The 23118-nt window shown below is 48.1% G+C and carries 19 protein-coding genes and 2 tRNA genes; 9 read left to right on the top strand and 12 right to left on the bottom strand.

Annotation, left to right across the window (positions count from 1 at the left end):
• The first annotated feature begins 170 nt into the window (after positions 1-170).
• Positions 171-1628, top strand: coding sequence for an Asp-tRNA(Asn)/Glu-tRNA(Gln) amidotransferase subunit GatB (gene gatB, locus AMD24_RS00835; RefSeq protein WP_062100252.1), 1458 nt, complete (start codon positions 171-173; stop codon positions 1626-1628).
• Between the two features lie 7 nt (positions 1629-1635).
• Here gatB and AMD24_RS00830 read toward each other — a convergent pair whose 3' ends face one another.
• From AMD24_RS00830 to AMD24_RS00820, 3 genes are all read right to left on the bottom strand, one after another.
• The gene (locus AMD24_RS00830; RefSeq protein WP_062100251.1) at positions 1636-1974 is read right to left on the bottom strand and encodes a P-II family nitrogen regulator; all 339 of its coding nucleotides are present in this window, start codon (positions 1972-1974) and stop codon (positions 1636-1638) included.
• Positions 1975-2317: 343 nt separating this feature from the next.
• Positions 2318-2403: transfer RNA gene (locus AMD24_RS00825), tRNA-Leu, on the bottom strand.
• Positions 2404-2512: 109 nt separating this feature from the next.
• A complete protein-coding gene (locus tag AMD24_RS00820; protein ID WP_082382985.1) occupies positions 2513-4093 on the bottom strand; it encodes a menaquinone biosynthesis decarboxylase in 1581 nt (526 codons plus the stop codon).
• A 315-nt stretch (positions 4094-4408) separates the two neighbouring features.
• Here AMD24_RS00820 and AMD24_RS00815 point away from each other — a divergent pair.
• Positions 4409-4482: transfer RNA gene (locus tag AMD24_RS00815), tRNA-Asp, on the top strand.
• A gap of 644 nt (positions 4483-5126) precedes the next feature.
• On the opposite strand, the gene AMD24_RS00805 is transcribed toward AMD24_RS00815, so the two are convergent.
• From AMD24_RS00805 to AMD24_RS00795, 3 genes are all read right to left on the bottom strand, one after another.
• The gene (locus AMD24_RS00805) at positions 5127-6392 is read right to left on the bottom strand and encodes a DNA recombination protein RmuC (protein ID WP_062100248.1); all 1266 of its coding nucleotides are present in this window, start codon (positions 6390-6392) and stop codon (positions 5127-5129) included.
• 142 nt (positions 6393-6534) lie between these two features.
• Positions 6535-8544 carry a transketolase family protein gene (locus AMD24_RS00800; RefSeq protein WP_062100833.1) on the bottom strand — a complete coding sequence of 670 codons (2010 nt, stop codon included), beginning with the start codon at positions 8542-8544 and terminating at the stop codon, positions 6535-6537.
• Between the two features lie 56 nt (positions 8545-8600).
• Positions 8601-9533: a 5'-3' exonuclease gene (locus AMD24_RS00795; protein WP_148565159.1), complete on the bottom strand. Its 933-nt coding sequence runs from the start codon at positions 9531-9533 to the stop codon at positions 8601-8603.
• Positions 9534-9766: 233 nt separating this feature from the next.
• Here AMD24_RS00795 and AMD24_RS00790 point away from each other — a divergent pair, with 233 nt between their 5' ends.
• The 3 genes from AMD24_RS00790 (at position 9767) to rsmI (ending at position 11996) form a co-directional block, all read left to right on the top strand.
• Positions 9767-10597, top strand: coding sequence for a tetratricopeptide repeat protein (locus AMD24_RS00790; RefSeq protein ID WP_158404312.1), 831 nt, complete (start codon positions 9767-9769; stop codon positions 10595-10597).
• A 193-nt stretch (positions 10598-10790) separates the two neighbouring features.
• Positions 10791-11315 carry an LPS assembly lipoprotein LptE gene (gene lptE, locus AMD24_RS00785; RefSeq protein WP_148565158.1) on the top strand — a complete coding sequence of 175 codons (525 nt, stop codon included), beginning with the start codon at positions 10791-10793 and terminating at the stop codon, positions 11313-11315.
• A 9-nt stretch (positions 11316-11324) separates the two neighbouring features.
• Positions 11325-11996, top strand: a complete 672-nt coding sequence (rsmI, locus tag AMD24_RS00780) for a 16S rRNA (cytidine(1402)-2'-O)-methyltransferase (RefSeq protein WP_062100832.1) — start codon at positions 11325-11327, stop codon at positions 11994-11996.
• 46 nt (positions 11997-12042) lie between these two features.
• On the opposite strand, the gene AMD24_RS00775 is transcribed toward rsmI, so the two are convergent.
• On the bottom strand, positions 12043-13047 hold the full coding sequence (locus AMD24_RS00775) for an aspartate-semialdehyde dehydrogenase (protein ID WP_062100244.1): 1005 nt from the start codon (positions 13045-13047) through the stop codon (positions 12043-12045).
• Positions 13048-13862: 815 nt separating this feature from the next.
• A complete protein-coding gene (locus AMD24_RS00770; RefSeq protein WP_062100243.1) occupies positions 13863-14618 on the bottom strand; it encodes a Nif3-like dinuclear metal center hexameric protein in 756 nt (251 codons plus the stop codon).
• A 66-nt stretch (positions 14619-14684) separates the two neighbouring features.
• Between AMD24_RS00770 and ychF the strand changes: the two genes are divergently transcribed.
• A complete protein-coding gene (gene ychF, locus AMD24_RS00765; RefSeq protein WP_062100831.1) occupies positions 14685-15788 on the top strand; it encodes a redox-regulated ATPase YchF in 1104 nt (367 codons plus the stop codon).
• A 156-nt stretch (positions 15789-15944) separates the two neighbouring features.
• Positions 15945-16835 carry a carbon-nitrogen hydrolase gene (locus tag AMD24_RS00760; protein ID WP_062100242.1) on the top strand — a complete coding sequence of 297 codons (891 nt, stop codon included), beginning with the start codon at positions 15945-15947 and terminating at the stop codon, positions 16833-16835.
• Between the two features lie 127 nt (positions 16836-16962).
• Here the strand turns inward: AMD24_RS00760 and AMD24_RS00755 are convergent, their stop codons facing one another.
• The 3 genes from AMD24_RS00755 to AMD24_RS00745 form a co-directional block, all read right to left on the bottom strand.
• Entirely contained in the window at positions 16963-17538 is a 576-nt protein-coding gene (locus AMD24_RS00755; RefSeq protein ID WP_062100241.1) for a CinA family protein, read from the bottom strand.
• A gap of 549 nt (positions 17539-18087) precedes the next feature.
• On the bottom strand, positions 18088-19263 hold the full coding sequence (dxr, locus tag AMD24_RS00750) for a 1-deoxy-D-xylulose-5-phosphate reductoisomerase (protein ID WP_062100240.1): 1176 nt from the start codon (positions 19261-19263) through the stop codon (positions 18088-18090).
• The gene (locus AMD24_RS00745) at positions 19260-20135 is read right to left on the bottom strand and encodes a phosphatidate cytidylyltransferase (protein WP_062100239.1); all 876 of its coding nucleotides are present in this window, start codon (positions 20133-20135) and stop codon (positions 19260-19262) included. The genes dxr and AMD24_RS00745 overlap by 4 nt, the downstream gene beginning before the upstream one ends.
• Positions 20136-20321: 186 nt before the next feature.
• Here AMD24_RS00745 and recA point away from each other — a divergent pair, with 186 nt between their 5' ends.
• Positions 20322-21362: a recombinase RecA gene (recA, locus tag AMD24_RS00740; protein WP_062100238.1), complete on the top strand. Its 1041-nt coding sequence runs from the start codon at positions 20322-20324 to the stop codon at positions 21360-21362.
• Here the strand turns inward: recA and nth are convergent.
• On the bottom strand, positions 21280-22020 hold the full coding sequence (gene nth, locus AMD24_RS00735) for an endonuclease III (protein ID WP_320408901.1): 741 nt from the start codon (positions 22018-22020) through the stop codon (positions 21280-21282). The two genes, recA and nth, sit on opposite strands and share 83 nt — an antisense overlap.
• Positions 22021-22171: 151 nt before the next feature.
• Here nth and AMD24_RS00730 point away from each other — a divergent pair, with 151 nt between their 5' ends.
• On the top strand, positions 22172-23104 hold the full coding sequence (locus AMD24_RS00730; protein WP_082383071.1) for a glucosyl-3-phosphoglycerate synthase: 933 nt from the start codon (positions 22172-22174) through the stop codon (positions 23102-23104).
• The last annotated feature ends 14 nt before the right edge of the window (positions 23105-23118 follow it).

Genomic DNA, 23118 nt, shown 5'->3' with positions numbered 1-23118 from the left:
AGGGGGCTCTTTAAGCAGGTGCAAAAATGAGCAGGGGAAGATGCGAAGAGGGACCCAGGACGGGAGGGGGGGGAACTAACGCAACGCGGATTGTTGCAAGAGCTCTTTAGCGTTTCTAATGAAATTCTCTTCCAATAAAACACAGCCTGCTTCACAGTGACGAGCCGTACATGCCCTTTCCATACATCGCTACGATTGGACTTGAAGTCCACGTCCAACTCAAAACGTGCTCAAAGATGTTTTGCTCGTGCCCGGTACGATTTGGAGCCGAGCCAAACACCAACCTTTGTTCTGTGTGTCTTGGTCTGCCGGGTGCTCTCCCTGTAATGAATGAGGAAGCCCTTAGGATGGCTGTGCTCACTGGTCTTATGTTTGGATGCACAATCGCCCCCATCTGCAGGTTTGATCGAAAGAATTATTTCTACCCGGACAGCTCCAAGAACTACCAAATTTCCCAATATACACAACCTTTCTGTCGTGGAGGTAGTGTTCTTCTTCACGAGCAAGCGTATCCCAAGGATGTACAAAAATTTGTTACTGCTCCTAATAAACACATCCGACTTTCTCGTATTCACCTTGAGGAAGACGTAGCTAGGAGCTTTCACCTAGAGACATCTACCGGCATAGACTTTAACCGATCTGGAACTCCTCTGCTAGAAATCGTCTCTGAACCGGACATTACCTCTCCTGAGGAGGCTTTTGCCTGCCTTACAGCTCTTAAACAAGTTCTTCTCTATGGAAATGTAAGCAGCGCAGATATGGAAAAGGGCCAGTTGCGTTGTGACATTAATGTCTCTTTATGCCACGAAAATTCCGGTGTGTTTGGGACTAAAGTGGAGATTAAGAACCTTAATTCTATTAGTGGAGTCCGCCGCGCTCTGGCCTTTGAAATTCGGAGACAGACAGAAATTTTAGCCAGCGGTGGCATCTTACAGCAGGAGACACGGAGGTGGGATGATGTGCGAGAGGAAACTCAGCTCATGCGCGCTAAAGAACAAGCACATGATTACTGCTATTTTCCGGATCCAGACCTAATGCCTGTCCAGACAACTCAGTTGATTGAGCAAGTCCTTCACCAACTGCCTGAATTACCAGAAGCCAAGCGTTCTCGATTTCTCCAGCAATACAACCTCGGCTCCTATGATGCTGGAGTACTTGCAAGCGACCTAGCACTTTCCAGGTTCTTCGAGGAGGCAGCAAGAACAGTTACAAAACCGAAGGTTGTCGCCAATTGGATACTTAATGACTTCCTCAGTGCCCTCTCTGCGGCATCATCAAAAGTGTCTGATTGTAAATTCCCGCCCTCATCACTTGCTGAACTCGTTGACTTAATCGAAGCAGGAACTGTCAGCAGTCGACAGGCCAAGGAAGTGTTTGCAGAAATGTTTGAATCAGGCAAATCCCCTCACACCATCGTTAGGGAAAGGGGACTCCGGCAAGTTAGTGACACTGCCGTCATTGAGATGCTGTGCGAGGAGATAATTGCTCAAAATCCGAACCCTGTGGCTGATTTTCAAGCTGGAAAAGCTACAGCTCTTAACTTCCTTAAGGGCCAGGTAATACAGCTTTCTAAAGGAAAAGCTAATCCAAGCCTTGTTGGAGAAATTCTTGCTCGCAAGCTTTCTTGAAGGGTAGTTAGAGAGCTCTCTCTCCTACTTCTTCTGTCCGGATGCGGATAACCTCCTCGATAGGAGAGACAAATATTTTACCGTCCCCAATTTTTCCTGTCTGAGCAGCTTTCGTCACAGCATATACAGCAGATTCCAACGCGGAGTCGGACAAAACTACTTCAACTTTAATTTTTGGCAGAAATTCCACTGTGTACTCAGTTCTCCCATAAATCTCTGTACTACCCTTCTGACGTCCAAATCCTTTCACCTCAGTAATGGTCATTCCTTCAATCCCTAGGCTGGACAATGCATCCCTTACCTCTTCCAACTTGAAGGGCTTAATAATGACCTCAATCTTCTTCATATCGACACGCCGTACCCTCCCAATTTCTGGGGCGACTCGGACAATAAATTATAAGCAACACCTCGTTACTCTGCTGCAACCCCCCCTCTAATCCTGCCTACTGAACACTAGGAAACACGGATTTTGGAATCTACACAACCTATAAAGAGTACGGTCGCATAACAAACCCAATAGGCTTAGCGTTGTCACGTCATATCAGTTAGACAGGAGGAATGCTGGTCTGCCTCGTCCTCTTTTCCCTATAGCCTCTGAGAGGCATCGGGAAAGAGAGAGCGCCATTCTTTTAACTCATGAGGGGTTTTTTGGATCGCACTAATACATAAACCCGGACGCCGTTAGGCTTTGCCGGCGGAGGGACTCGAACCCACACATCCTTTTATAGACACCAGATTTTGAGTCTGGCGCGTCTGCCAATTCCGCCACACCGGCTATAAACCTAGCTTCAATCACACAAGTATATATGCATATGCGCTGTGCGCTCATGTAAGGACTACGCTGTACTCTGGGGCGCTGCTATTGGCTAGACCAGGAAAAACTCTCACATTATTTTGCATGGGGTTTCCATGAATTTGTCTGCCCAAAGTCGAATTTCTGGCGACATACAGACAGGGTTCGGCCATCCACGTGTGTACCCTTCAGTAGGAAATTTGCGTGTTGCATCAAACCCCATGTGTGTTCCAAGTGTAGCAGCTGTTGGTGCATGATCTAAGGCATCACTCGGATTTTTGACAAGACTTGTATCCCTTTGGGGATCTGTATTAGCACAGAGGCGAAAAAGCACCTCACTTGTATTGTGAACATCGCAGTCCTCATCTACTATTACGACATACTTGCTGAACATCATTTGTCCCATTCCCCATAGACCGTGCATAATCTTATATGCCTGCCAGGCATACTGTTTGCGGATACTCACAAAGAGAAGGTTGTGGAACACGCCTTCTGCAGGAAGAGCAACATCTATAATCTCAGGAAAGTGCATCTGGAGAATTGGTAGAAAAATACGTAGAATGGCGCTACCTACGTAGAAGTCCTCCATGGGAGGCATTCCGACAATAGTTGTTGGATATACCGCCTCTCGCTGATGTGTAATTGCTTGCAGGTGAAAGACAGGATAGTCATCTACTGGGGTATAAAACCCAGTGTGATCCCCAAAGGGGCCCTCTGGACGTAGCTCTCCCGGTTCTATATAGCCCTCCAAGACGAAATCAGAATGGGCTGGTACGTCGATGTCCACTGTTTCACATCTCACGAGATCTATAGGATGCCTTCGAATCAATCCAGCAAAGAGCAGCTCATCTAAGCCGTCTGGCAGAGGTGCAGTTGCTGCCAAAGTAAGAGCAGGATCTCCACCTAATGCTACGGCTACTGGCATACGTTCCTTTCTCTCGAGGTAGCGTTTTCCATGGCGAGCTGCAACCTTATGAACTTGCCAATGCATGCCGGTTGTAACACCATCGTACACTTGCATCCGGTATATACCTATGTTTCTCGCCCCGCTGTCCGGGTCCTGTGTGTATACTGTTGGAAGGGTAATAAACCGACCCCCATCCTGGGGCCAGCACTTTAAGATTGGTAAGGCCTTAAGTGAGAAAGGCAGTGCCTGCACGTTCGTGAGTCCATCAAAGCGATGGATTACCTCTTTGCATGGGCCTCCTGAGACACGCTTAGGATGGGCACGGATCAAGCTGCATCCCTTGCGCAGTAGTACTGCAACGGCCTCGCGTAATCCCCTTGGGGGTTTAACCTTAAGGAGAGAACGTATCTGCTCAGCCAATTCCTCCACAGAGCTCCTGCCCAGCGCTAAAGCTATGCGTCGATACGAGCCCATTGTGTTAATTGCTAGCGGAAAGGTGGATAGTTTTCCATCAATAAGAGGCTTGTCAAACAGCAGGGCTTTTCCCCCTTCCGAGGCCTTCATTTCCCTATCTGCTAATTCAGTGATTTGTAGATTGGTATCCACCGGTGTCACAATGCGTTTAAGCTCACCGGCAGCCTCCAAAGTCTGCAAGAACCTAGAAAAGGATGTGTATGATAATAGTCTACACGACACGTGACACTTGTACCGTCCCAACAAGCCTAAAGGAAGGGCAATTTTTTCAGGGCAGCAAAACTTCTTCATCCGAAATCTCTATCCGTCCAGGTCTACTGAACTTTGGCGTTCCCCTTAGAGGGGAGAAGGGGCGTGTCACTTCCTTGCAGAATGTTTGCTAAAATCTCCGCAGAACCAATCCTGAAAGGTGACAACTACCGACTGAGTTAGCATAGCCCATCAAGCTTTCCGAGTGGAACGACTTCCCCTACCCATAAGGGATTTCGCCTTCTAAGCAGACAGATAGACTTTTTTATGCACACGCTTCCTCATTGTACACTTTTGATCCGCCGTAAAAAAACTTGCTATCTATGGCATGGGAAGCATAGCTTGCTCAGGGTCGAGGGAGCCTTAGCTCAACTGGTAAGAGCGCTGCCCTGTCACGGCAGAGGTTGCGGGTTCGAGCCCCGTAGGCTCCGCATGGGGTGAGACGGTCGAGAGTTCCTTGTGCTTTCTGGCTTCATGTGCACGCAGCCATCCTTCCGTGGTATCTTGGCACTCCGGTTTACAAAACCCTCTTATCGAGGGGTGTACTGGGGCGCCGTAATAAAAGCGGGCTCTTGATTAAAACGACCGTCAGCTAAGACTGTGCGGACTCCTGCTGTTTGCAAAAAATATCCTTGGGAGCCACACAATATTTATCTGTATTCCCAGTATACCTCTCTGCAGGGGGTCTTCTACATCGCAATCATTCCCTGCCTAGTTGTGAGCTCATTGCACAAACTACCTCTATTAGATTTATGCCTATCTCTGGTGAGTGTGCATTGTATGTAGGAGGAGCTCATTCCACGGGGGTTATAAATGCTGACTCCTATGCCACCTCTAAGAAAGAGAGAGCGGTTTCGGGAGGGAGAGCAACAAAGTTGTAGCCATCGCCATGGAATTAAGGCTACCAGAAACTTTAGCATAGTGAGACCAAAGACAAGCATAAGAGAGCTTGTCAGCTCTAGTAGCTGCTGTGTACCAAGAAAATTGGGGAGAACTATGGTGGACGGAAAATGATAATATGCTGAGACCACAGAGATGCACTGTTCACTCTAGGCTAGTCAGCCTCTCTACGGTTTTACCTTTTCTCTGCAAGATCTCGGTCTATTATAACTCCCGGAGCTGCTAAACAGGGTGTATCTTCAACCTGCTTTGGTGAGCCAAGGGTTTTGTCACCACTCACAACTCCCAAAGTGCGAAATTTACGTGCACTCACTAATACACGGCTCTCCAAACTGCGTGAGGCTTCATTAAAAGAACGGACAGCTGAGGCAAGCCCTGTAGCTGTCTTATCCATGTGTGAAGCAAAGACCGTCAACCGGCTGTATAATTCGCGGCCCAATTCACCAATGGAGCGGGCATTATCCGCAGTTTTTTCCTGTTGCCAGCTATAGTAGACTGCTCGCAGCAAGGCAATGAGAGTGGTAGGGGTGGTCAGAATGACGCAACCACTTGCTGCCTCCTCAATAAGTTCCGGGTAAATTTGCAAAGCGGCGCCAAAGACGGCTTCCATAGGTAAGAAGAGTACGACAAATTCCGGTGTGTTTTCAAATTGCTGCCAATATGCTTTGCGCGTAAGTTGCTGGATGTGCGTCCTTAACTGGTTGGCATGTCGACGCAAGGCTGCTTGCCGGGCCTCTCCCTCTTGTAGATTCAAGGAGTCCAGATAAGCTGCCAAAGGTACCTTAGAGTCTACTACTACTTGCCGGTTCCCAGGAAGATGAACCACCAAATCTGGTCGAAACTGTTTCTCTTCAGCTTGAACACTTTTCTGTTCAGTAAAGTCACATTTATCAAGCATGCCTGCCAGTTCAACAACGCGACGCAGTTGCATCTCCCCCCATCGACCACGGGCTTGTGGTTCACGCAAGGCTCGAACCAGATTAGCAGTCTCCCCTTGAAGGCGGAGTTGACTTTCTCCCAAACTACGTAGCTGTTCAACCAACTTTTCGTAAGCACCGACACGTTGTTTTTCAACACTGTGGACTTCAGCTTGGAATTTATCCAGCGTTTCACGCATAGGCTTTACAGATTCCTCGATGCGTCTATGGTGCTCGGCCAAGTCCCGATCAGCAATTTCTAAAAACGATCTGTTATTCTCCACCAGTGCTTGACGAGAAAGCGCTTTAAACTCGTCCGACAACATTTTACGAGCATCCCCCAGAAGGGATGCACCTTCGGTAGCAGTACTACGTTCACACTCCAGTGTCTTGCGCAATTGAGCAAGCTCTATGTCTAACCGGCGAGTTTCCTCCAGAAAGCGCTCTCTACAGATGGACCAGGTACAGAACGCTACGCCACTTACGAGAAGAAAAACAAGAGTGAAAGAGAGAATCCAAGTCATGGCAAAATGGGCTGTACGCTATTACATAATGCTTAGCCGCTAAGGATACCACTTACTTGTGGCACATTCCCCCATTCTCTTATTATATCTTGCCTACTGTCTGTGTTTAAAAGCACAGGCTCAAAGGAACTTTCCAGGCTAATTAATGTGTGTTCAATACAGATGATGCCAGCGACTGCGCTGCTTCTATTACTGCTGCTGTCGTGATACCCAGTTCTTGAAGCACTACAGCACCAGGAGCGCTCAGTCCAAACTGCCTGACGGAGATTGCCTTCCCATCTAGTCCAATATACCTAAACCAAGGATCTGAAACGCCAGCTTCGACGGAAAGCCTCTGACGGACCGATTTAGGCAGCACTTCCTCCTGATAATCGGGCAACTGGCGTTCAAACCGCTCAAAACATGGCATGGAAACTACTCGCGTCCCTCTGCCTAATTGCTCTGCCGCCTGCAACGCAAGTTGGAGCTCGCTTCCAGACGCAAGCAGGATGAGATCGAGGGATGTCGTTTCCCTCTTTGCGACGTATCCACCAAGGAAGGGACCATCTCTGCGGTCTTGGACTGGGACGTTATGAAGGTTGGGAACATTCTGGCGAGATAGTGCCAAAAGGGTAGGGCCGTCTCTTCTGGAAAAAGCTGCCGCAAAGGCTCCTGCAGTTTCCTCTGGGTCAGCAGGGCGAATAACGTCTAGATTTGGAATACAGCGGAGAGCCGCAAGCGTCTCTACAGGTTGATGTGTAGGACCGTCCTCACCGACCCCAATAGAGTCGTGAGTAAAGAGATATACTACTGGAACTTGCGATATTGCGGCGAGGCGGATGGAGGGCCTTCCATAGTCACTAAAAACCAAAAATGTGGCCCCGCTGGCATGAAAAATTCCGTCGTAGGCAATTCCGTTGAGAGCGCCGCACATAGCGTGCTCACGGATTCCAAAATAGAGGTTACGTCCCAACCGGTTTTCACGGCTAAAGTCCCCTCCGCCCTGTATATAGTTTAGCGTGGAGCCGTGTAGATCGGCACTGCCACTAACAAGTAGAGGGAGCTCCTTTGCAACTGGCTGGAGAACTGTAGAGCCGGCTTTACGAGTGGCTAGGACAGCATTGGAATCAAAGGTCGGAACGCTTGCCAGTAGATCATCACCAGATACCGCCTTTGCGCTACTATCTAGCACAGTGGCTAAACCATGGTTAGTACTCCTCCAAGCTTTATAAGTTTCCACCCATTTTTCATAGTTGCAGCGCAGTCTTTCCTTATGTCGAGCAAAATACGTGCGGGTTTCCACAGAAACGTAAAAAGTTTCCTCTGGTAACCCGAGCCTTCTTCGGGCTTCCCTACTAAACCTTGCCCCACCTTCTCCATGAGCCTTAGAACTGCCACTCACCTCTGGTATACCCTTCCCGATTAACGTCCTCGCGATAATCAGTTGAGGCTTTCCTGAACTAGTTGCTTTCGCTTTTTCGAAAGCAGAAAAAAACTCCTGTAAATCGTGGCCATTAGTCCTGTAGACTTCCCATCCCAAAGCACGGTAACGGGCCTCTGTATCCTCACTTTGAGTGACAGATGCCAGAGAGTCTAAGGTAACATCATTAGAATCGTAGATGAGAATCAGATTATCAAGGCCTAGGTGACCAGCCAGTGCAGAAGATTCCTGTGTGACTCCCTCTTGAAGGCAGCCATCTCCTGCTAAAACGATAATGTGGTGATTAAAGATACAGTGCCGGCGCGTGTTAAATCGCGCCTCGGCCATTTTTGCCGAAATGGCATACCCGAGTGCATTGGCCACCCCCTGCCCTAGTGGGCCTGTCGTAGCTTCTACACCGGGAGTGTCACGAAATTCGGGATGTCCCGGCGTAACACTACGTAGGGAGCGGAATTTCTTTAAGTCCTCTAGGGAGATGGCGAACCCACACAGGTGCAACCAACTATAGAGAAACATGCTTCCATGCCCGGCGGAGAGAATAAACCTATCGCGGTTAATCCATTTGGGTTCCTCTGGACAGATAGAGAGTGCATAACCAAAAAGTACTGCTCCTATCTCTGCGGCGCCAAGAGGGAGGCCGAGGTGACCGGACCTACAAGTGACCACTGCATCAATAGCTAAGCCACGGGCGTCTCTGGCTGCTATTTCAAGAGAGTGCAAATCAAGCGGCATAAAGGCTAACGGAGTGTACCAAACTTTCGTTTCTTGCCAAGCACCGGCTGCACGCTCTATGCATTCTTGAAAAGCCACCCTTGTGCAAGAGCAATAACTTCTGTCTTCTCCTTTTCTTTTGATGCTTCTCTCTCCATTGCTTTAGAGAGGAACTTCAATTCATATCTCTCCAATATATGGATTAACTCAGCGTAACGTGGTTGAATGCGCAGCTCCTCCAGAGGAAAGGGTAAGGGAATGTGGGGGTCTAGATGAACCATTCCTAAATTTTTCAAGATCTGGGACTGGTTCGCCTCCAGCTTTGCTCGCAGTATTTTATTCTTTACCTGATCCAAATTTTCTAAAAGTCCTGCTATTCCCCCATAAGCTTGTACCAAAAACGCTGCCGTTTTGGGTCCCACCCCATTTATTCCTGGAATGTTATCCACCGCATCCCCTGTTAGTGCTAGTATCTCTCCTATCAAGCTAGGAGCAACCCCCCACTTTCTGCGAACGGCTTCCTCTCCCAAAAGGGAGAAGCCTTTATCGGCCAAATCTGCCTTGTTAGTGGTATAAATAAAAACTCCTGGGCGAACCAGCTGAAAGAGATCTTTGTCGCTAGTGGCAATGTTCACTTCTATTCCATCGCTCACTGCAGCCTCAGTGTAGGAGGCCAAAAGGTCGTCTGCCTCCACTTGAGGAAGGCTTAAACTGGCAAAACCTAGATGCGGACACAGTTCCTTAAGGAGTAGCTCTTGTTTTAGAAGCGGCTGAGGCATTGCCGGCCGGTTTTTCTTATAACTGGATTGCAATGCTACCCTGCGTGTGGATAGCCCCGCATCCCAAATTATCGCCCCTAGATCCGGACACAGGTCCGTCATCATACGTCGTACTGCCTGGATAAATCCATAAATGGCGTTAGTAGGTTCACCTCGTGAATTACGAAGATTTCCAATTGCATGGAAGGAGCGATAAAGATAATAGTGACCGTCGATAAGGAGCAGGCGCATGTCTTGTATAGGAAACAGTAAAGAGCGGCTTCTAGCTTTTACATTCCAGACATAAAAGAAAAAGAGAAAGTTTCCCACTCGTGTTTTCCATGCGGAAGAACCCACTATTTTTTTCAATCTTCCTTTTTATGTGCTTCCCCCTCGGGGTACTATCATCGCATGCCATGGAGGGCAGAAAAAAGGAAAAGGCGACTCATCCAAAACTGCCAGCAAGGTCACTTAGCAAGAAAGCCATGGCCCACCTTTTGCTGGAGCGAGCGGACCAGGATGAAAAATCTGGAAAACTGAATCAGGCCATTCGCAAATACCGCTTGCTTGTCAGGCAGCCTGTTCTCTCCAAACAGGACGCACCGGAGGCCTACTTTCGCCTCGCTAAGCTCCTTCAGAAGAGGAACCAACTGCAAAAGGCCTTCATCGCCTATCAAACCCTCATCAAGCGCTATCCCAGGGCCAAACGCTTCAACGACTCGATAGCAGAGCAGATCCGTATCGCTAACTTCTATCTAGAAAAGCCTGACAGTGCCTTCACACGCATTCTAATGTCAAATGCAGAAACCGCCCAAGGAATGTATGAGAAAGTTCTTACCTCTGCCCCCTTTGGATACTACGCTCCCCTTGCACAGTTTAATCTATGCCTTGCACATGAGAGACAGGGACACGCCCGCAATGCCACTCAGGCCTACCAGGCCTTACTCGAGAGGTATCCTGATAGTAGACTAGCGAGTGATGCGCAATACCAAATTGCCCACGTCTACATGCGTGTTGGGCTCAGCAAGCACTCACAAGACCTCATGACTTTATCGCGGGCAAGGGATGCTTTTCAAGACTATCTGTTGCAATGTCCGGAAACCGAGCGTAGGGCTCAAATTCTAGAAAATATAGGGAAGATCAACTCCAAAGAATCTTCTATGATTTACCGCATCGCTAAATTCTATGATCGCCGCCGGAGTTACAAGTCTGCCTACATTTACTATAATGAAGTGCTCCAGTGTCAAAAGGCCTCCCAGGAGGCCATGTTAGCTAAGGCAAGGATTGAAGTGATACGTAATAAAGTTGGGGTATGAGTGGGGGGGCCGCACTGAGTCCAGAAGAATGGAGTGAAGACGGCTTTCACGCAAATTCGCGGGCCCAAAGCATGGAACCTGCTCTCTCGATTTATGCTATGTCCTGCCCTGCAGCAAATCAGCGACTCTTAGATTAGTGTGATGTACGTGTGAATGTGGGACGCTGGCTGTGTCCACTTCTCCAGGAAGGGCTATGCTGTTGTTTTTGTCTAGAAAACGCATATTTTCCATTCTACTTTTCTCCCTACCAGTGATGTCTACAGGTTGTTACCGGCTGGGAAAAGTTTATCCCAGCTCGATGCGCGGTATTCGAACGCTAGCAATTCCTGTGTTCCAAAATAACACTTTACTCCCGCGGACAGAAGCTCTCCTGGCAGATATTACTACGCGTGTGTTTCAGGTAGATGGCACCTACGAAATTATAAATGAAAGCAAAGCGGACGCTGTCCTTCGGTGTAAGCTCACCGATGTTTCCCGGGTAGCCGTTCTTGTTTCTCCCACCGATTGGATGACTACCAGAAGACTTCAACTGCGGATCCTAGTGGCTTATCACGTCCTCGACAGGACTACTGGTAAAATTCTTCAACAAGGTACTGTGGCCGGAGCTACCAGCTACCTCGTAGGGACAGACCTCATTTCTCAGGAGCGTCAGGCGCTGCCAATAGCTGCGCGCCTTATGGCCAATGCTTTGCTCAGCCAACTGACAGAGGGGTGGTAAACTTTGACAGTGCTTACTGTTATTCCCACACCTATCGGGAATCTTGAAGATATCACTCTTCGCTCTGTTAGAGCCTTTCTGGAGGCGGACTACATTGCAGCTGAGGACACACGGCACACCTCTATTCTCCTACAATACCTAGGAGTTTCCAAGACGCTTATCAGTTTTCATAGACATAACGAGGCTTCACGTACTGCACAGCTTATAACACATATTAAGGCAGGGTATAGGGTGGCATTGAGTTGCGACGCAGGTATGCCAGCTATTTCAGATCCAGGCTATCGCCTGATATGCGCCTGCATTCAGGAGAGCTTACCATTTACTGTGCTCCCTGGCCCTTCGGCAGTACTGACAGCATTGGTGGGCTCTGGACTTCCTTGCCATGAATTCTATTTCGCAGGGTTTCTGCCAGTAAAACTAGGAAAACGTGCCGCAGAACTCCGTCAAGCTGCCATCCGCCCATGGACTTCCATCTACTTTGAATCCCCTTATCGACTGGTGAAGTCGCTTGCCATTCTTACAGAAACTCACCCTTCTATCTCTGTGTGTGTTGCCAGGGAGATTTCCAAAAAGTTCGAAGAGTACAAACGCGGAACAGCTAGCGAGGTACTAGCTTATTTTACAATCCATCCCCCGAGGGGAGAAATTGTCCTTTTAATTTGTGGCACCCTCCCAAAGTAAAGATAGCACCTGCTTTTTAGACACATCTCCCCAGAGGGGCTTTGACTTAAATGAGTAATTCTGCAATTTGAACGGCATTTAAAGCTGCTCCCTTGAGTAGTTGGTCTCCACAGACCCAATAGGCCAAGCCATTTTCCATGGCGGAATCTAAACGCAACCGCCCTATTTCGCACTCCTCTTTACCCTCTACACCTAGAGGAGTCGGATAACGGTGACTTGCCATATCGTCCACTAACCTCAGTCCCGGGGCTCTGCTAAGAGTTTCCACAGCTACCTCCAGGGAGACCGGTTTTTCAAATTCTGCAAAGACGGCGACCGAATGTGCCCGATACACTGGTACCCGTACACAGGTAACAGAGGCAAGAAACTTTGGCAAATGCAAGATTCGGCGGCCCTCACTCTGCATCTTCACCTCCTCCTGGGTGTACCCAGAGTCAAGAAAATTTTCAACGTGAGGAAGCACATTGAAGGCAATTTGGTAAGGATAAACCCTTCTCTCCACATTTTTATGGCGGACAAGGAGAGCGCGAACCTGCTGATGGAGTTCTGAAATTCCCCGCGTACCAGAACCAGAAACTGCCTGATAGCTGGAAGCAAAAACGCGCCTTACGTTAAAAGCCCGATGTAGAGGATAAAGCCCCATTAGAGTGATAGTAGTTGTACAATTAGGGTTGGCGATAATTCCCCTGTGGTGCTGTGCTTCTTCTCCATTAATTTCTGGAATTACTAGTGGCACCGCAGGATCCATACGAAACGCCGAGGAATTGTCGATAACTACGGCACCCGCTTCCGCCGCAATATGAGCATAGTGCTTGGAGATTTTGCTACCAGCACAGAACCAAGCAAAATCTACCCCCCTAAAGGAGCTTGTATCTAATACTTGCACTGTAACCTCTCCCTTACGGAAGGGGAATATCTTTCCAGAAGAGCGCGGGGACGCTAGCAAAGTTATCTGAGAGACGGGAAAATTACGACACTGCAGGACTCGAATAAGTTCCAACCCTACAGCTCCAGTAGCACCCACAACTGCCACATGAAATCTTTTACTCATCGTCGCAATCTATCACAAAACAAGCTTACAGGAAGATTCGTAAAGAGAATTAACGATTCCAGTTAATTGTTCCACTCTCTCCGCCAGAATTCATCCTTTTCCATTATTACTCATGGTCTGGCCTCAAGGATTCTTAGACTGAACTCCGTAAGAATGGTCAAACTGGTTATGGGAGGGTAACATTGGATATGAAAATCCGGTAAGTTTCTCTAGCACATAGAGAGAGTTTTTTCGTTCTGGAACCAATGAAACAGATTTTCGTTGTAAGCTGCAGGGGATTCGACAGAATACCTTTCGCAACCAGCAAAGAAAGGAGGGAATTACTCTATGCCTTTTGTTAAAGTCCTCGCTGCCGTCGCTATGGCCAGCGCAATTTTTGGACTCGGAGCTTGTAGCCACAAGTCGCCGCCAATTCCGCCAGCACCAGCTACCGTTGGGACTGCCAAGTAGTTCCCATCTGTCAAAAGCTAAAAGCTATTACATAACTCAACCCAGCCGGATATTCTAAGAGTCCTGCACAGTTGGTTTTGAGGAGTGGATGGCCACTCCCCAGATCCGCTGGAAGAGCCCTATGAGCCGGCTGGAAACATGAGTTATTCCGCTTGCTTCTCGGTAAATAAAGTAGCCCAGTCGTGGCTGGCCTCTTCTCATAGTCTCTCTCCGATTATTAGTTTTTTGGTTTGTCCATTGCTCGTAGCTGCCACTTTACTTTTCTTTTCGTGTGACACTAGAACCCCCTGAGGCAGTGAGAGTATGGGGCACGTGGGGATATGTTTGCGTATGAAAGAGAGTCATGCGTAGGATGGTAGATTATATTATCGCCCCGTTGGGTGATCGATAAATTCCCATGGTAAGTTAAGGTACTCAGAAAGATGTTTGGCCACCGATCGGATCCCAAATGTTTCTGTGGCGTAGTGCCCTGCATAAATCAGATTTACTCTGGATTCCTCTGCTGCTATGCAGGTCCAATGTGCCCCCTCACCCGTAATTAGAGTATCAATTCCATCCGCCGCGGCTTGTGCGATTTTAGAGCCAGCGGAACCACTGACAATGCCAACATGGCAACATGTCTCTGGCCCACCGGAAGCTAGATGCACACCTCCACATACCGCTTCTGCTACGCGGTTTAGCACATCCACCCGACTCAATTTCACTTCAACACGGACTCCAACATAAGTTCCAGAGACTTCCAAAAAAGGTTGGCAACGGGTGAACCCGCAGGCCTGTGCCAACAAAACGTTATTTCCGTGCCTTGGATGGACATCTAATGGAAGATGGGCGCTATAAATAGCAAGGTCTCCGGAGATGGCAGAACGAAATCTCCTGTAAGTTGCTCCTATCCAGCGCCTATTCTCTCCCCAAAATAGTCCATGATGGACAAGGAGCAGGGTACGTCCCACTTGAGCAGCACGATCAATCACTGCTTCGCAGGCATCCACAGCAGCAGCAATCTTCTCTATCTTTCCAGAATTCTCTAACTGAAGACCATTGTAAGCACCTGGAGCGTCTCCAAATCTATGAATATACAGGAGATGATCCAAATAGGGAACTATGTCTCTAAGGAAAGCCATACAAGCGTCATAAAATCTTCGGAGAAAAAGGTTTGCATCAGGTATCAATCTATGAGAGTTCCTCTCATGCCTAAGATCGGTATAGTCGGACTGCCGAACGTAGGAAAGTCGACTCTTTTTAATGCGCTTACCCGTAGCCACAGGGCACAAGCTGCAAACTTCCCCTTTTGCACTATTGAACCAAATATTGGAACCGTCAATGTTCCAGATACTCGCCTGGACATTCTCTCCTCGCTAATGAGATCCCAAAGAGTCGTACCTGCAACCATCGAATTCGTAGATATTGCCGGACTTGTTAAGGGAGCTAGTGAAGGAGAGGGACTTGGTAATCAATTTCTCAGTCATATTCGAAAAGTAGACGCCATTGTACAGGTAGTACGATGCTTTGAAAATACAGAGATTCACCACATAGCAGGTACTGTAGATCCCATCCGGGATATAGCAACTATTGGCACTGAACTAGTCCTTGCAGACCTTGCTTCTTTACAGAAGCGTGAGGATAGGTTGAAAGTGCGAACCCCGGCACAGGAAGTGGAACTCCATCTCCTAGAAAAATTAATCCAACACCTAGACAAAGGATACCCGGCTTCTTCTTTGAAGCCTTTAAAAGAGGAAAGGCCTCTCCTTGACTCCCTCTGCCTTCTTACTTCTAAACCTACTCTTTTCGCTTGCAATGTTTGTGAGGAGGATTTAGCCAACCAGAATAATCTAGCCGAAGCCTCCTTTGTCCAGAATGTGAAGGCTTACGTTACCGGTGGTTTCTGTACTGAAACAGTTGCTGTCAGTGCCCAGATTGAAAGCGAGCTCTCAGAACTGCCGCCTACAGAAGCAGAGGAATTTTTAGCGGGGCTTGGAGTTGCGGATAGTGGTATCAAGCAGTTGATTCGCGTTGCCTATAGTACCCTCTTGGGACTGCGGACATACTTTACTACTGGTCCCAAGGAAACGCACGCTTGGACTATCCATAGTGGAGATAGGGCTCCTACTGCCGCTGCCGCTATTCATTCAGATCTAAAGCGTGGTTTCATAGCAGCGGAAACTATCTCCTATGAAGATTTTACACAGCTAGGATCTTGGGCAAAAGCCAGAGCAACCGGGCGCCTTCGCATAGAAGGAAAGGAGTATATAGTCCGTGATGGGGATATCATAGAGTTTCGGTTTAATGTGTAACTTTTGCTAGTTTTGTGATTTTTCTCTGCGAGAATCTTGAGAAGAGGCAACATACGTATCACAAAACCGCTCATAGTTGATGAGGCAATGGGCGCTGGAAGCTAGGCCTTAGCTTAGCGTCTTACGCCAGTGCTCCTTACGGAGTTAATTAATACCATGCTAGACAGACGACAAAAGCTGAGTATAGGGCTTATTCAGCATCGGTGTACCCCAGACAGAGAGGCCAACACACTTTTCTTGGAGCATGGAGTCCGCCAAGCGGCTTCCAAAGGTGCGCAGATTATCTCTACTCAGGAATTATTTCGTTCTCAATATTTCTGCCAGGTTGAGGACTATAGGCACTTCGCTTTGGCTGAGGCCATTCCTGGTCCTGGGACGGAACGTCTTTGTGCAATTGCTCAAGAACTTGCCATTGTGCTAGTTGCCTCCCTCTTCGAGCAGCGCGCTCAGGGACTCTATCACAATACCGCTATAGTGGTTGATGCAGACGGAACTTTGTTAGGAAAATATCGGAAAATGCATATTCCAGATGACCCTCTTTTTTATGAAAAGTTTTACTTTACTCCTGGCGATTTGGGGTTTTCTGTGTGGGACACTCGGTATGCACGCATTGGAGTGGGCATCTGTTGGGATCAGTGGTACCCAGAAACCGCTCGGCTCCTTGCTTTACGCGGGGCGCAAATCCTCTTCTTTCCTACAGCAATCGGTTGGCACCCTATCGAAAAATCTCGTTATGGACAACGCCAATGCTCAGCATGGGAAGTTGTTCAACGTGGGCATGCTATAGCTAATGGTTGCTACTTGGCTGTGGCTAATCGTGTAGGCCACGAAGTCTACGGTGGCAGCGGAATTGAGTTTTGGGGGCAAAGCTTCATTTGTAACCCCTTTGGGGAGATCCTTCAAAAGGGATCGACTTCTGATGAGGAGATTATCGTCGCAAAAGTAGACTTAAGTCTCATAGACGTGCAGAGAAGGCATTGGCCTTTTCTACGTGATCGTAGGATTGACGCCTACAGAGAGATTCTTCGTCGATTTATCGACTCATGAGTTCTTTTCCTGTAGAACTCCCGGGAGCCGGTTACTCAACTACCCGGGATCACTTTATACCGATGTGCCCCCTACGCGCCTTTGACCTCACGAAACAAACACCATTTCTGGTGGTATAAGCTTATCCTCATCCAGGTAGGATGAGATTCCTACCCGGCTCCAGAGTTAAACATTTGAGCAACTGGCAGTAGAGCATGCCAAGGGCAGCATCTACAGCCAGCCGTTTAAAAGTTGCTCGGCTTCCAGGAAAAAATCCTCTGTGAATCTGAACGGGTGCTTGATGAGAGGCTAGCCCAATGAAGATTGTGCCAGTTGGCACTTGTTGTGTCCCACCGGTTGGGCCAGCTATGCCAGTTGTGCATAAGGCATAATGCGCGCCGCTAACATACAACAAGCGCTCTGCCATCCCTGCAGCTACCTCCTCACTTACCACGCCATGTGACTGGATGGTCGACTTAGGTAGATGTAGCCTTTTTGATTTGACCTCATTGGAATAGAGGATAAAACCCTCTAAGAAAATTTCCGAACAACCCTCCACGTTGGTAATACGATTTGCCAGAAGGCCGCCAGTGCAAGACTCCGCAGTGGCCAGAGTCTTCTTCGTTTTTCGAAGGCACTCCACCACCGTCTTTTCTAGCGGTGGTCCCCTTTTTATTTGGCCAACCAAGGGAAGATTTCCACTGTATCTGGTTTCTGTCCTCACTATCCACGCTCCACTCAGCCTCGCGCCGAGAGACTGTCCTACAGGATAATGGGAGTGTGCTCCTTTTCAAGGACTAACCTTCATAAATTTACTCCGCTGAGCTGTGGTGCAGAGTGTGGAGCCTCTTACCAAGGAGGTTATAAAGGACTGTTGTATATGTCCCTACTTCTCCTGTACCTATCGCCGTTGTAATATGTGGGAGCTGTATCCACAGCGAGAGGTTCTCTTGCAAAACAGAGTAAGCGCTGCTTGGTCTTGACATAAATCGCTGGTAGAAAAAGACCGCCCGAATACCTTTGCCGCTTAGGCTATACGCCGTCCCGTTCCCCCGTTCCTATAGGAACATCTCCCCCTCTAGGGCTAGAGAAAACTTCTGGGCTGAAGAAAAAACACTCCGGGCCGTGTTTCCTAGTGGCAGCGACTAGCTGCTTTGAGACTCTATGTACTTTGGAGGGGGATTCTTAGAAGGGGTATGCAGGTAAGTGGAAACACAAGAGGGAAGGTGCTTACTAAGAACAGACTACTCCGTCTACCTCCAAACCTGCAGGTCTATCTGGAGGACAGTAAGGGGGCCTCACATAGAAACGCCGCAAGCCGCCGTGCTTCTGCATCCGTTTCAAGAATTTGTCCGAGATCCGGTGCGGATATACCATCGCCCATTCGGTCTAAAACCTCCTCCACGATACCCCAAATTCTTGGAAAGGGAATCTCCTTTTTTAAAAAGGCTTCCACTGCCACTTCATTTGCAGCATTTAGGATGGCAGGCGCGGTACCTCCACTTTCTCCAGCGCGCTGCGCTAGACGCAAGGCAGGAAAGTCATCCCAACGGGGAGAAAAGAATTCTAAGCGATTCAAGACTGCAAAGTTTAACGGCTTCCTTGGAGGTCCTACACGTTCTGGCCACATAAGTGCATGCTGAATGGGAAGGTACATATCTGAGGCACCCATCTCGGCAAGAATGCATCCATCTACAAATTCCACCATAGAATGAACAATGCTCTGAGGATGGATTACTACCTCGACGCGGGACATAGGGACCCCGAAAAGCTGATGTGCCTCAATTAATTCTAACCCCTTGTTAAATAAGGTGGCACAGTCAACTGTCACCTTGCGTCCCATTCTCCAGGTGGGATGACATAGTGCTTTCCCCGGTGTCACCCCTGCTAATTTTTCTGAAGGAAGGGATCGAAATGGCCCGCCTGAACAGGTCAGTATCAATCGGCTGACCTCTCCCATACTACGTCCCTCTAGACATTGGAAAATAGCATTATGCTCGCTGTCTACTGGCAGCAGCTGTACTCCTTTTTCTTGCACGGCACGGGTGACAATACTCCCTGCTGTGACTAGTATTTCCTTACTAGCAAGGGCAAGATCTCTCCCCATTTCAATTGCTGCCAAAGCGGGACGCAATCCACTGGTGCCTGTGATAGCGATAAGGACTATATTTGCGGTAAGTTCCACAATGAGATCTACCAACCCTTCCTCTCCGCAGAAAATTTTTACTTCTTTTCCAAGGCTTCTATCCAAATTGCTGGCAGAAACTGGATCTACCACGCAAACGGCCTTGGGATGAAACTCCCGTATGGCCTTTTCCATCTTTGTCACATTACGGAGAGTAGACATCCCAACAATGTCTATGCGATCAGAAAGTGCACGCGCCACCTGCATGGCCTTATTTCCAATAGAACCTGTGGCTCCGAGAATAACTACTCTGCGCTTTCTCATAAAGAGTGCATAATCCAATGTAGATAGAAAAATAAAAACGGTCCAGTGAAGAGCAAACTGTCTACCAAATCAAGTGCTCCACCAATACCAGGCAGTAGACAACCTGAGTCCTTGGCTTGTATACTGCGCTTAATGACTGATTCGGCCAAATCTCCTACAATAGCCACCCCACCCAATGAGGACCCTAGGAAAAGAACATTTGTTCTGTGAAAGAGAGGCAGCCAAGCCGAGAAAAGTATATGTGCAACAAGAGCCACCATTCCAGCTGAGACAATAGCACCTAAAAGGCCTTCCCATGTCTTTTTAGGGCTGATCTGTGGCGCTAATCGGTGTTGACCAAAGAAGCTGCCGAATGCATACGCTCCCATATCACTACACTTAGTAACTATAATTGCAAAGAGCGCATAAAAGGGCCCTGTAGGATCCCCATTTGCTGAGGGTGGTGTAAGGAAAATAATTTTGGACAAAAAATGGAACGTCCATGGAATATAGAGAATGCCAAACAGTGTAAAGACAGTAGCCTGGCAGGATGCTAACTGCCCGGTCGGAGTGAATATTTGCCGAATGAGGAGGGCTACTACTAACAGCAAAACCACCACAGAATCAAAGCCAGTGTGGATAGTGTGGGATCGATAGTAAAGAAAACTTCCTATCAAAAATACTGCTGAAAGGAATGTTGCTGTTACTGAAAATGTCTGTATACCAGCGCTCCGTAGCATCTGAAAAAACTCCCATTGGGCAACTAACGCCAGTCCGCAGATTAGCGCCAAATAGAATATGGGTACCTTCCATGCAAGTGCTAGTCCAATGACTACCCACAAAGCGATAGAACTCCCCAGTCGAAGCAGAAAAGTAAGCCGTCTGTTAGCCATTCATATGCACCAAAGGGAAAAGTGGATAACTTCTATAAGCCAGCGCATTAGCTTCCTTCAATCGGCCATGTGGCTCGTATAAATCCAATTGGATTGGCTTTTAGCAGGAAGCCCGTTTTTTAACACTGGATTTTTCGCCCTCTTATTGCGACCATGAACCTTCTCCGGTGAATTACACCGCTGTTTATGGCTCCTAAAGACACCACTGCTGAAGAAAAAGCCCAGGTCCAGCGTAGTCAGAATCTTGACATAGCTCTGCAGCAGATTACTAAGGCCTACGGGGAAGGGGCGATTATGCGACTAAGAGGCTCCTCGGCTGTCTCTATAGAGGTAATTCCTACCGGCAATATTGCGATTGATCGCGCTCTTGGTGTCGGGGGATTCCCGCGTGGCCGCATCATCGAAATTTTTGGCCCGGAATCTTCTGGGAAAACCACTCTTACTCTGACCGTAATCGCACAGGCCCAGCAGCGTGGAGGACTAGCTGGTTTCATTGACGTCGAACATGCTCTAGATCCACAATACGCTAATCGCCTGGGGGTACAACTGGGCAATCTTTTAATCTCTCAACCTAACTCAGGAGAAGAAGCCCTGCGTATTTGCGAGACCCTCATCCGTTCTAATACCCTAGATATCCTAGTAGTCGATTCTGTAGCTGCCTTAGTCACTAAGGCTGAACTAGAAGGTGAGATTGGAGACACTGTAGTGGGAGCTCAAGCCCGCCTAATGAGTGCCGCTTTAAGAAAACTTACTTCTCTTATCTCCAAGGCGAGTGCATGCTGTATTTTTACCAATCAGCTTCGCGAAAAAATTGGCGTTGTATTCGGGAATCCAGAAACTACTCCTGGTGGAAAAGCTCTAAAGTTCTACTCTACCATGCGTGTCGACATCAGGCGTGTTGGTCCCGTTAAGAACAGCGATGGAAGTATCAGCGGAAATCGTACTCGCCTCAAAGTAGTTAAAAACAAGGTCGCTCCTCCCTTTGCTGAAGCTGAATTTGATATCATCTACAATGAGGGTATTTCTAGCACAAACACCCTGCTAGATATCGCCGTAGAAAAGGGCGTTGTAGAGAAGAGAGGTTCCTGGTTAAACTACAGGGGAGAGCAGCTTGCTCAGGGGCGTGATGCCACCAAGGACATTCTTAGAAAAAATGTTGAGCTCTATACAAAAATTGAGAGAGAGGTAATTTCGGCCCTGAATGCTGAGCTCCAGGAAAAGAAATAGCTCTCTTCGCTCTAATTATAGGTGGAGCCGAGAAAGCACTGGGGCAGATGTCTCTTAGCTGACAGGTAGCGCAATTGGGCCTACGGGCTGTGCAGCATCTTCTTCCATGCAAGATGAGTCGGTGGCTAAGATTGCTCCAATGCCTCCTCGGAAGAAGCTCCATAAGATCTTGCTCGATTTTTACCGGGTTCACATGTGGAGTCAGCTCCAAGCGCTTTGAAAGGCGCGCCACATGGGTATCCACTGCTATGCCTTCATTTCTTCTGAAGGCATTGCCAAGAACTACATTGGCTGTCTTTCGGCCCACTCCTGGTAAAGTCACTAAGGCTTTAAGTGTTTTTGGTACTTTCCCACCGTGACACTCCAGAATCTTTCTAGCTGCATTGCGGATGTTTTTTGCTTTTCTTCGAAAAAACCCAGTGGGGCGGATTAGTGATTCCAGCCCTCCCTGGGAGATCTCCGCAAAAGCGTGTACTGTATGCAGTGCCTCAAAAAGTTTTGGTGTTACCAGGTTTACCTGCTTATCTGTACATTGAGCGGAAAGAATAGTGGCTACTAACAACTCGAAAGGTGAGCAGTAAGCTAATGTGCAGTACACCTTGGGGTATATCGTCTTTAGCCTTTGATAGAGAACAAAAACCCGTTCCTCCTGTGTCATAGCCATATCAACGGTTTTGGGATGCACCAACCTACGTCTGAAACTCAATTAACAAGCATTCCAATTCTCGTTGAGAGTTGCTATAATCCTGCACTCCTTCCATCCTCGTGTCGTGTCTTTGCATAAGTCTAGCATGACCCCTCTAGGAAGGATGATGTCTCGAATATTCCACCACGGTGAATTCTCGGATCTGACCCTCCTATTAAAACGTAAGCTCCAACAGGGTTTCATCCTCTCACTCTGTATTCCTACTCTCAATGAGGAGTCTACGATTGGTGCCTTAATCTGTCGCTTAAGAAAGGCGCTTATAGAAGCCATCCCCATCTTGGATGAAATCCTTATTGTGGACTCTGGTTCCTGTGACCATACAAGAGAAGAAGCCCAAGCTGCTGGCGCTTCTGTTTTTCTCGCTTCTGAAATCTTGCCGGAACTGCCTTCTGTTCCAGGAAAGGGAACTAACCTTTGGAAATCCCTGTTTGTGGCTAAAGGGAACCTTCTTTGCTTCCTAGACGGAGATATTCGGAACATACATCCTCGTTTTGTCTACGGTCTTGTTGGACCCTTGCTAATGTATCCGGAGATTGACTATGTCAAGGCTTTCTATAACCGTCCAATTTTGATAGACGAAGATCCACGACCCATAGGTGGTGGACGCGTCACTGAAATTCTAGTCCGTCCGCTCTTTTCCATTTTTTTCCCCAGTCTTTCTGAAATTATTCAGCCTCTCTCTGGAGAGTACGCAGCAAAACGCCACCTCTTGGAGAATCTTTCTTTTCCTGCTGGGTATGGAGTAGAAACCGCTCTTCTCTTGGACATCTACCACAAAGTGGGGATCGGGAAAATTGCCCAAGTGGATTTGGGAGAGCGTCTTCATCATCACCAAGATATTTTGGCTCTCGGCGCTATGGCCTTTTCCATTCTGCAAACTTTTTTGAGACGGATCCCGAAGCTCCAAAACTTCTTTCCAAAAAATTCTCTTCGCCAATTTTATCTTGGCATGGACGGTTATCACCTCCTTGAGACCGACTCGTCTAGTAAGGAATATCCCCCAATGCTCTTGGTGAAAGCCTGCCGGAAAAAGTGACGCCCCTCTCTCAC

It is taken from the genome of Candidatus Xiphinematobacter sp. Idaho Grape (assembly GCF_001318295.1).
Classification (GTDB): domain Bacteria; phylum Verrucomicrobiota; class Verrucomicrobiia; order Chthoniobacterales; family Xiphinematobacteraceae; genus Xiphinematobacter.
This window is presented reverse-complemented; position numbering and strand designations above follow the sequence as displayed.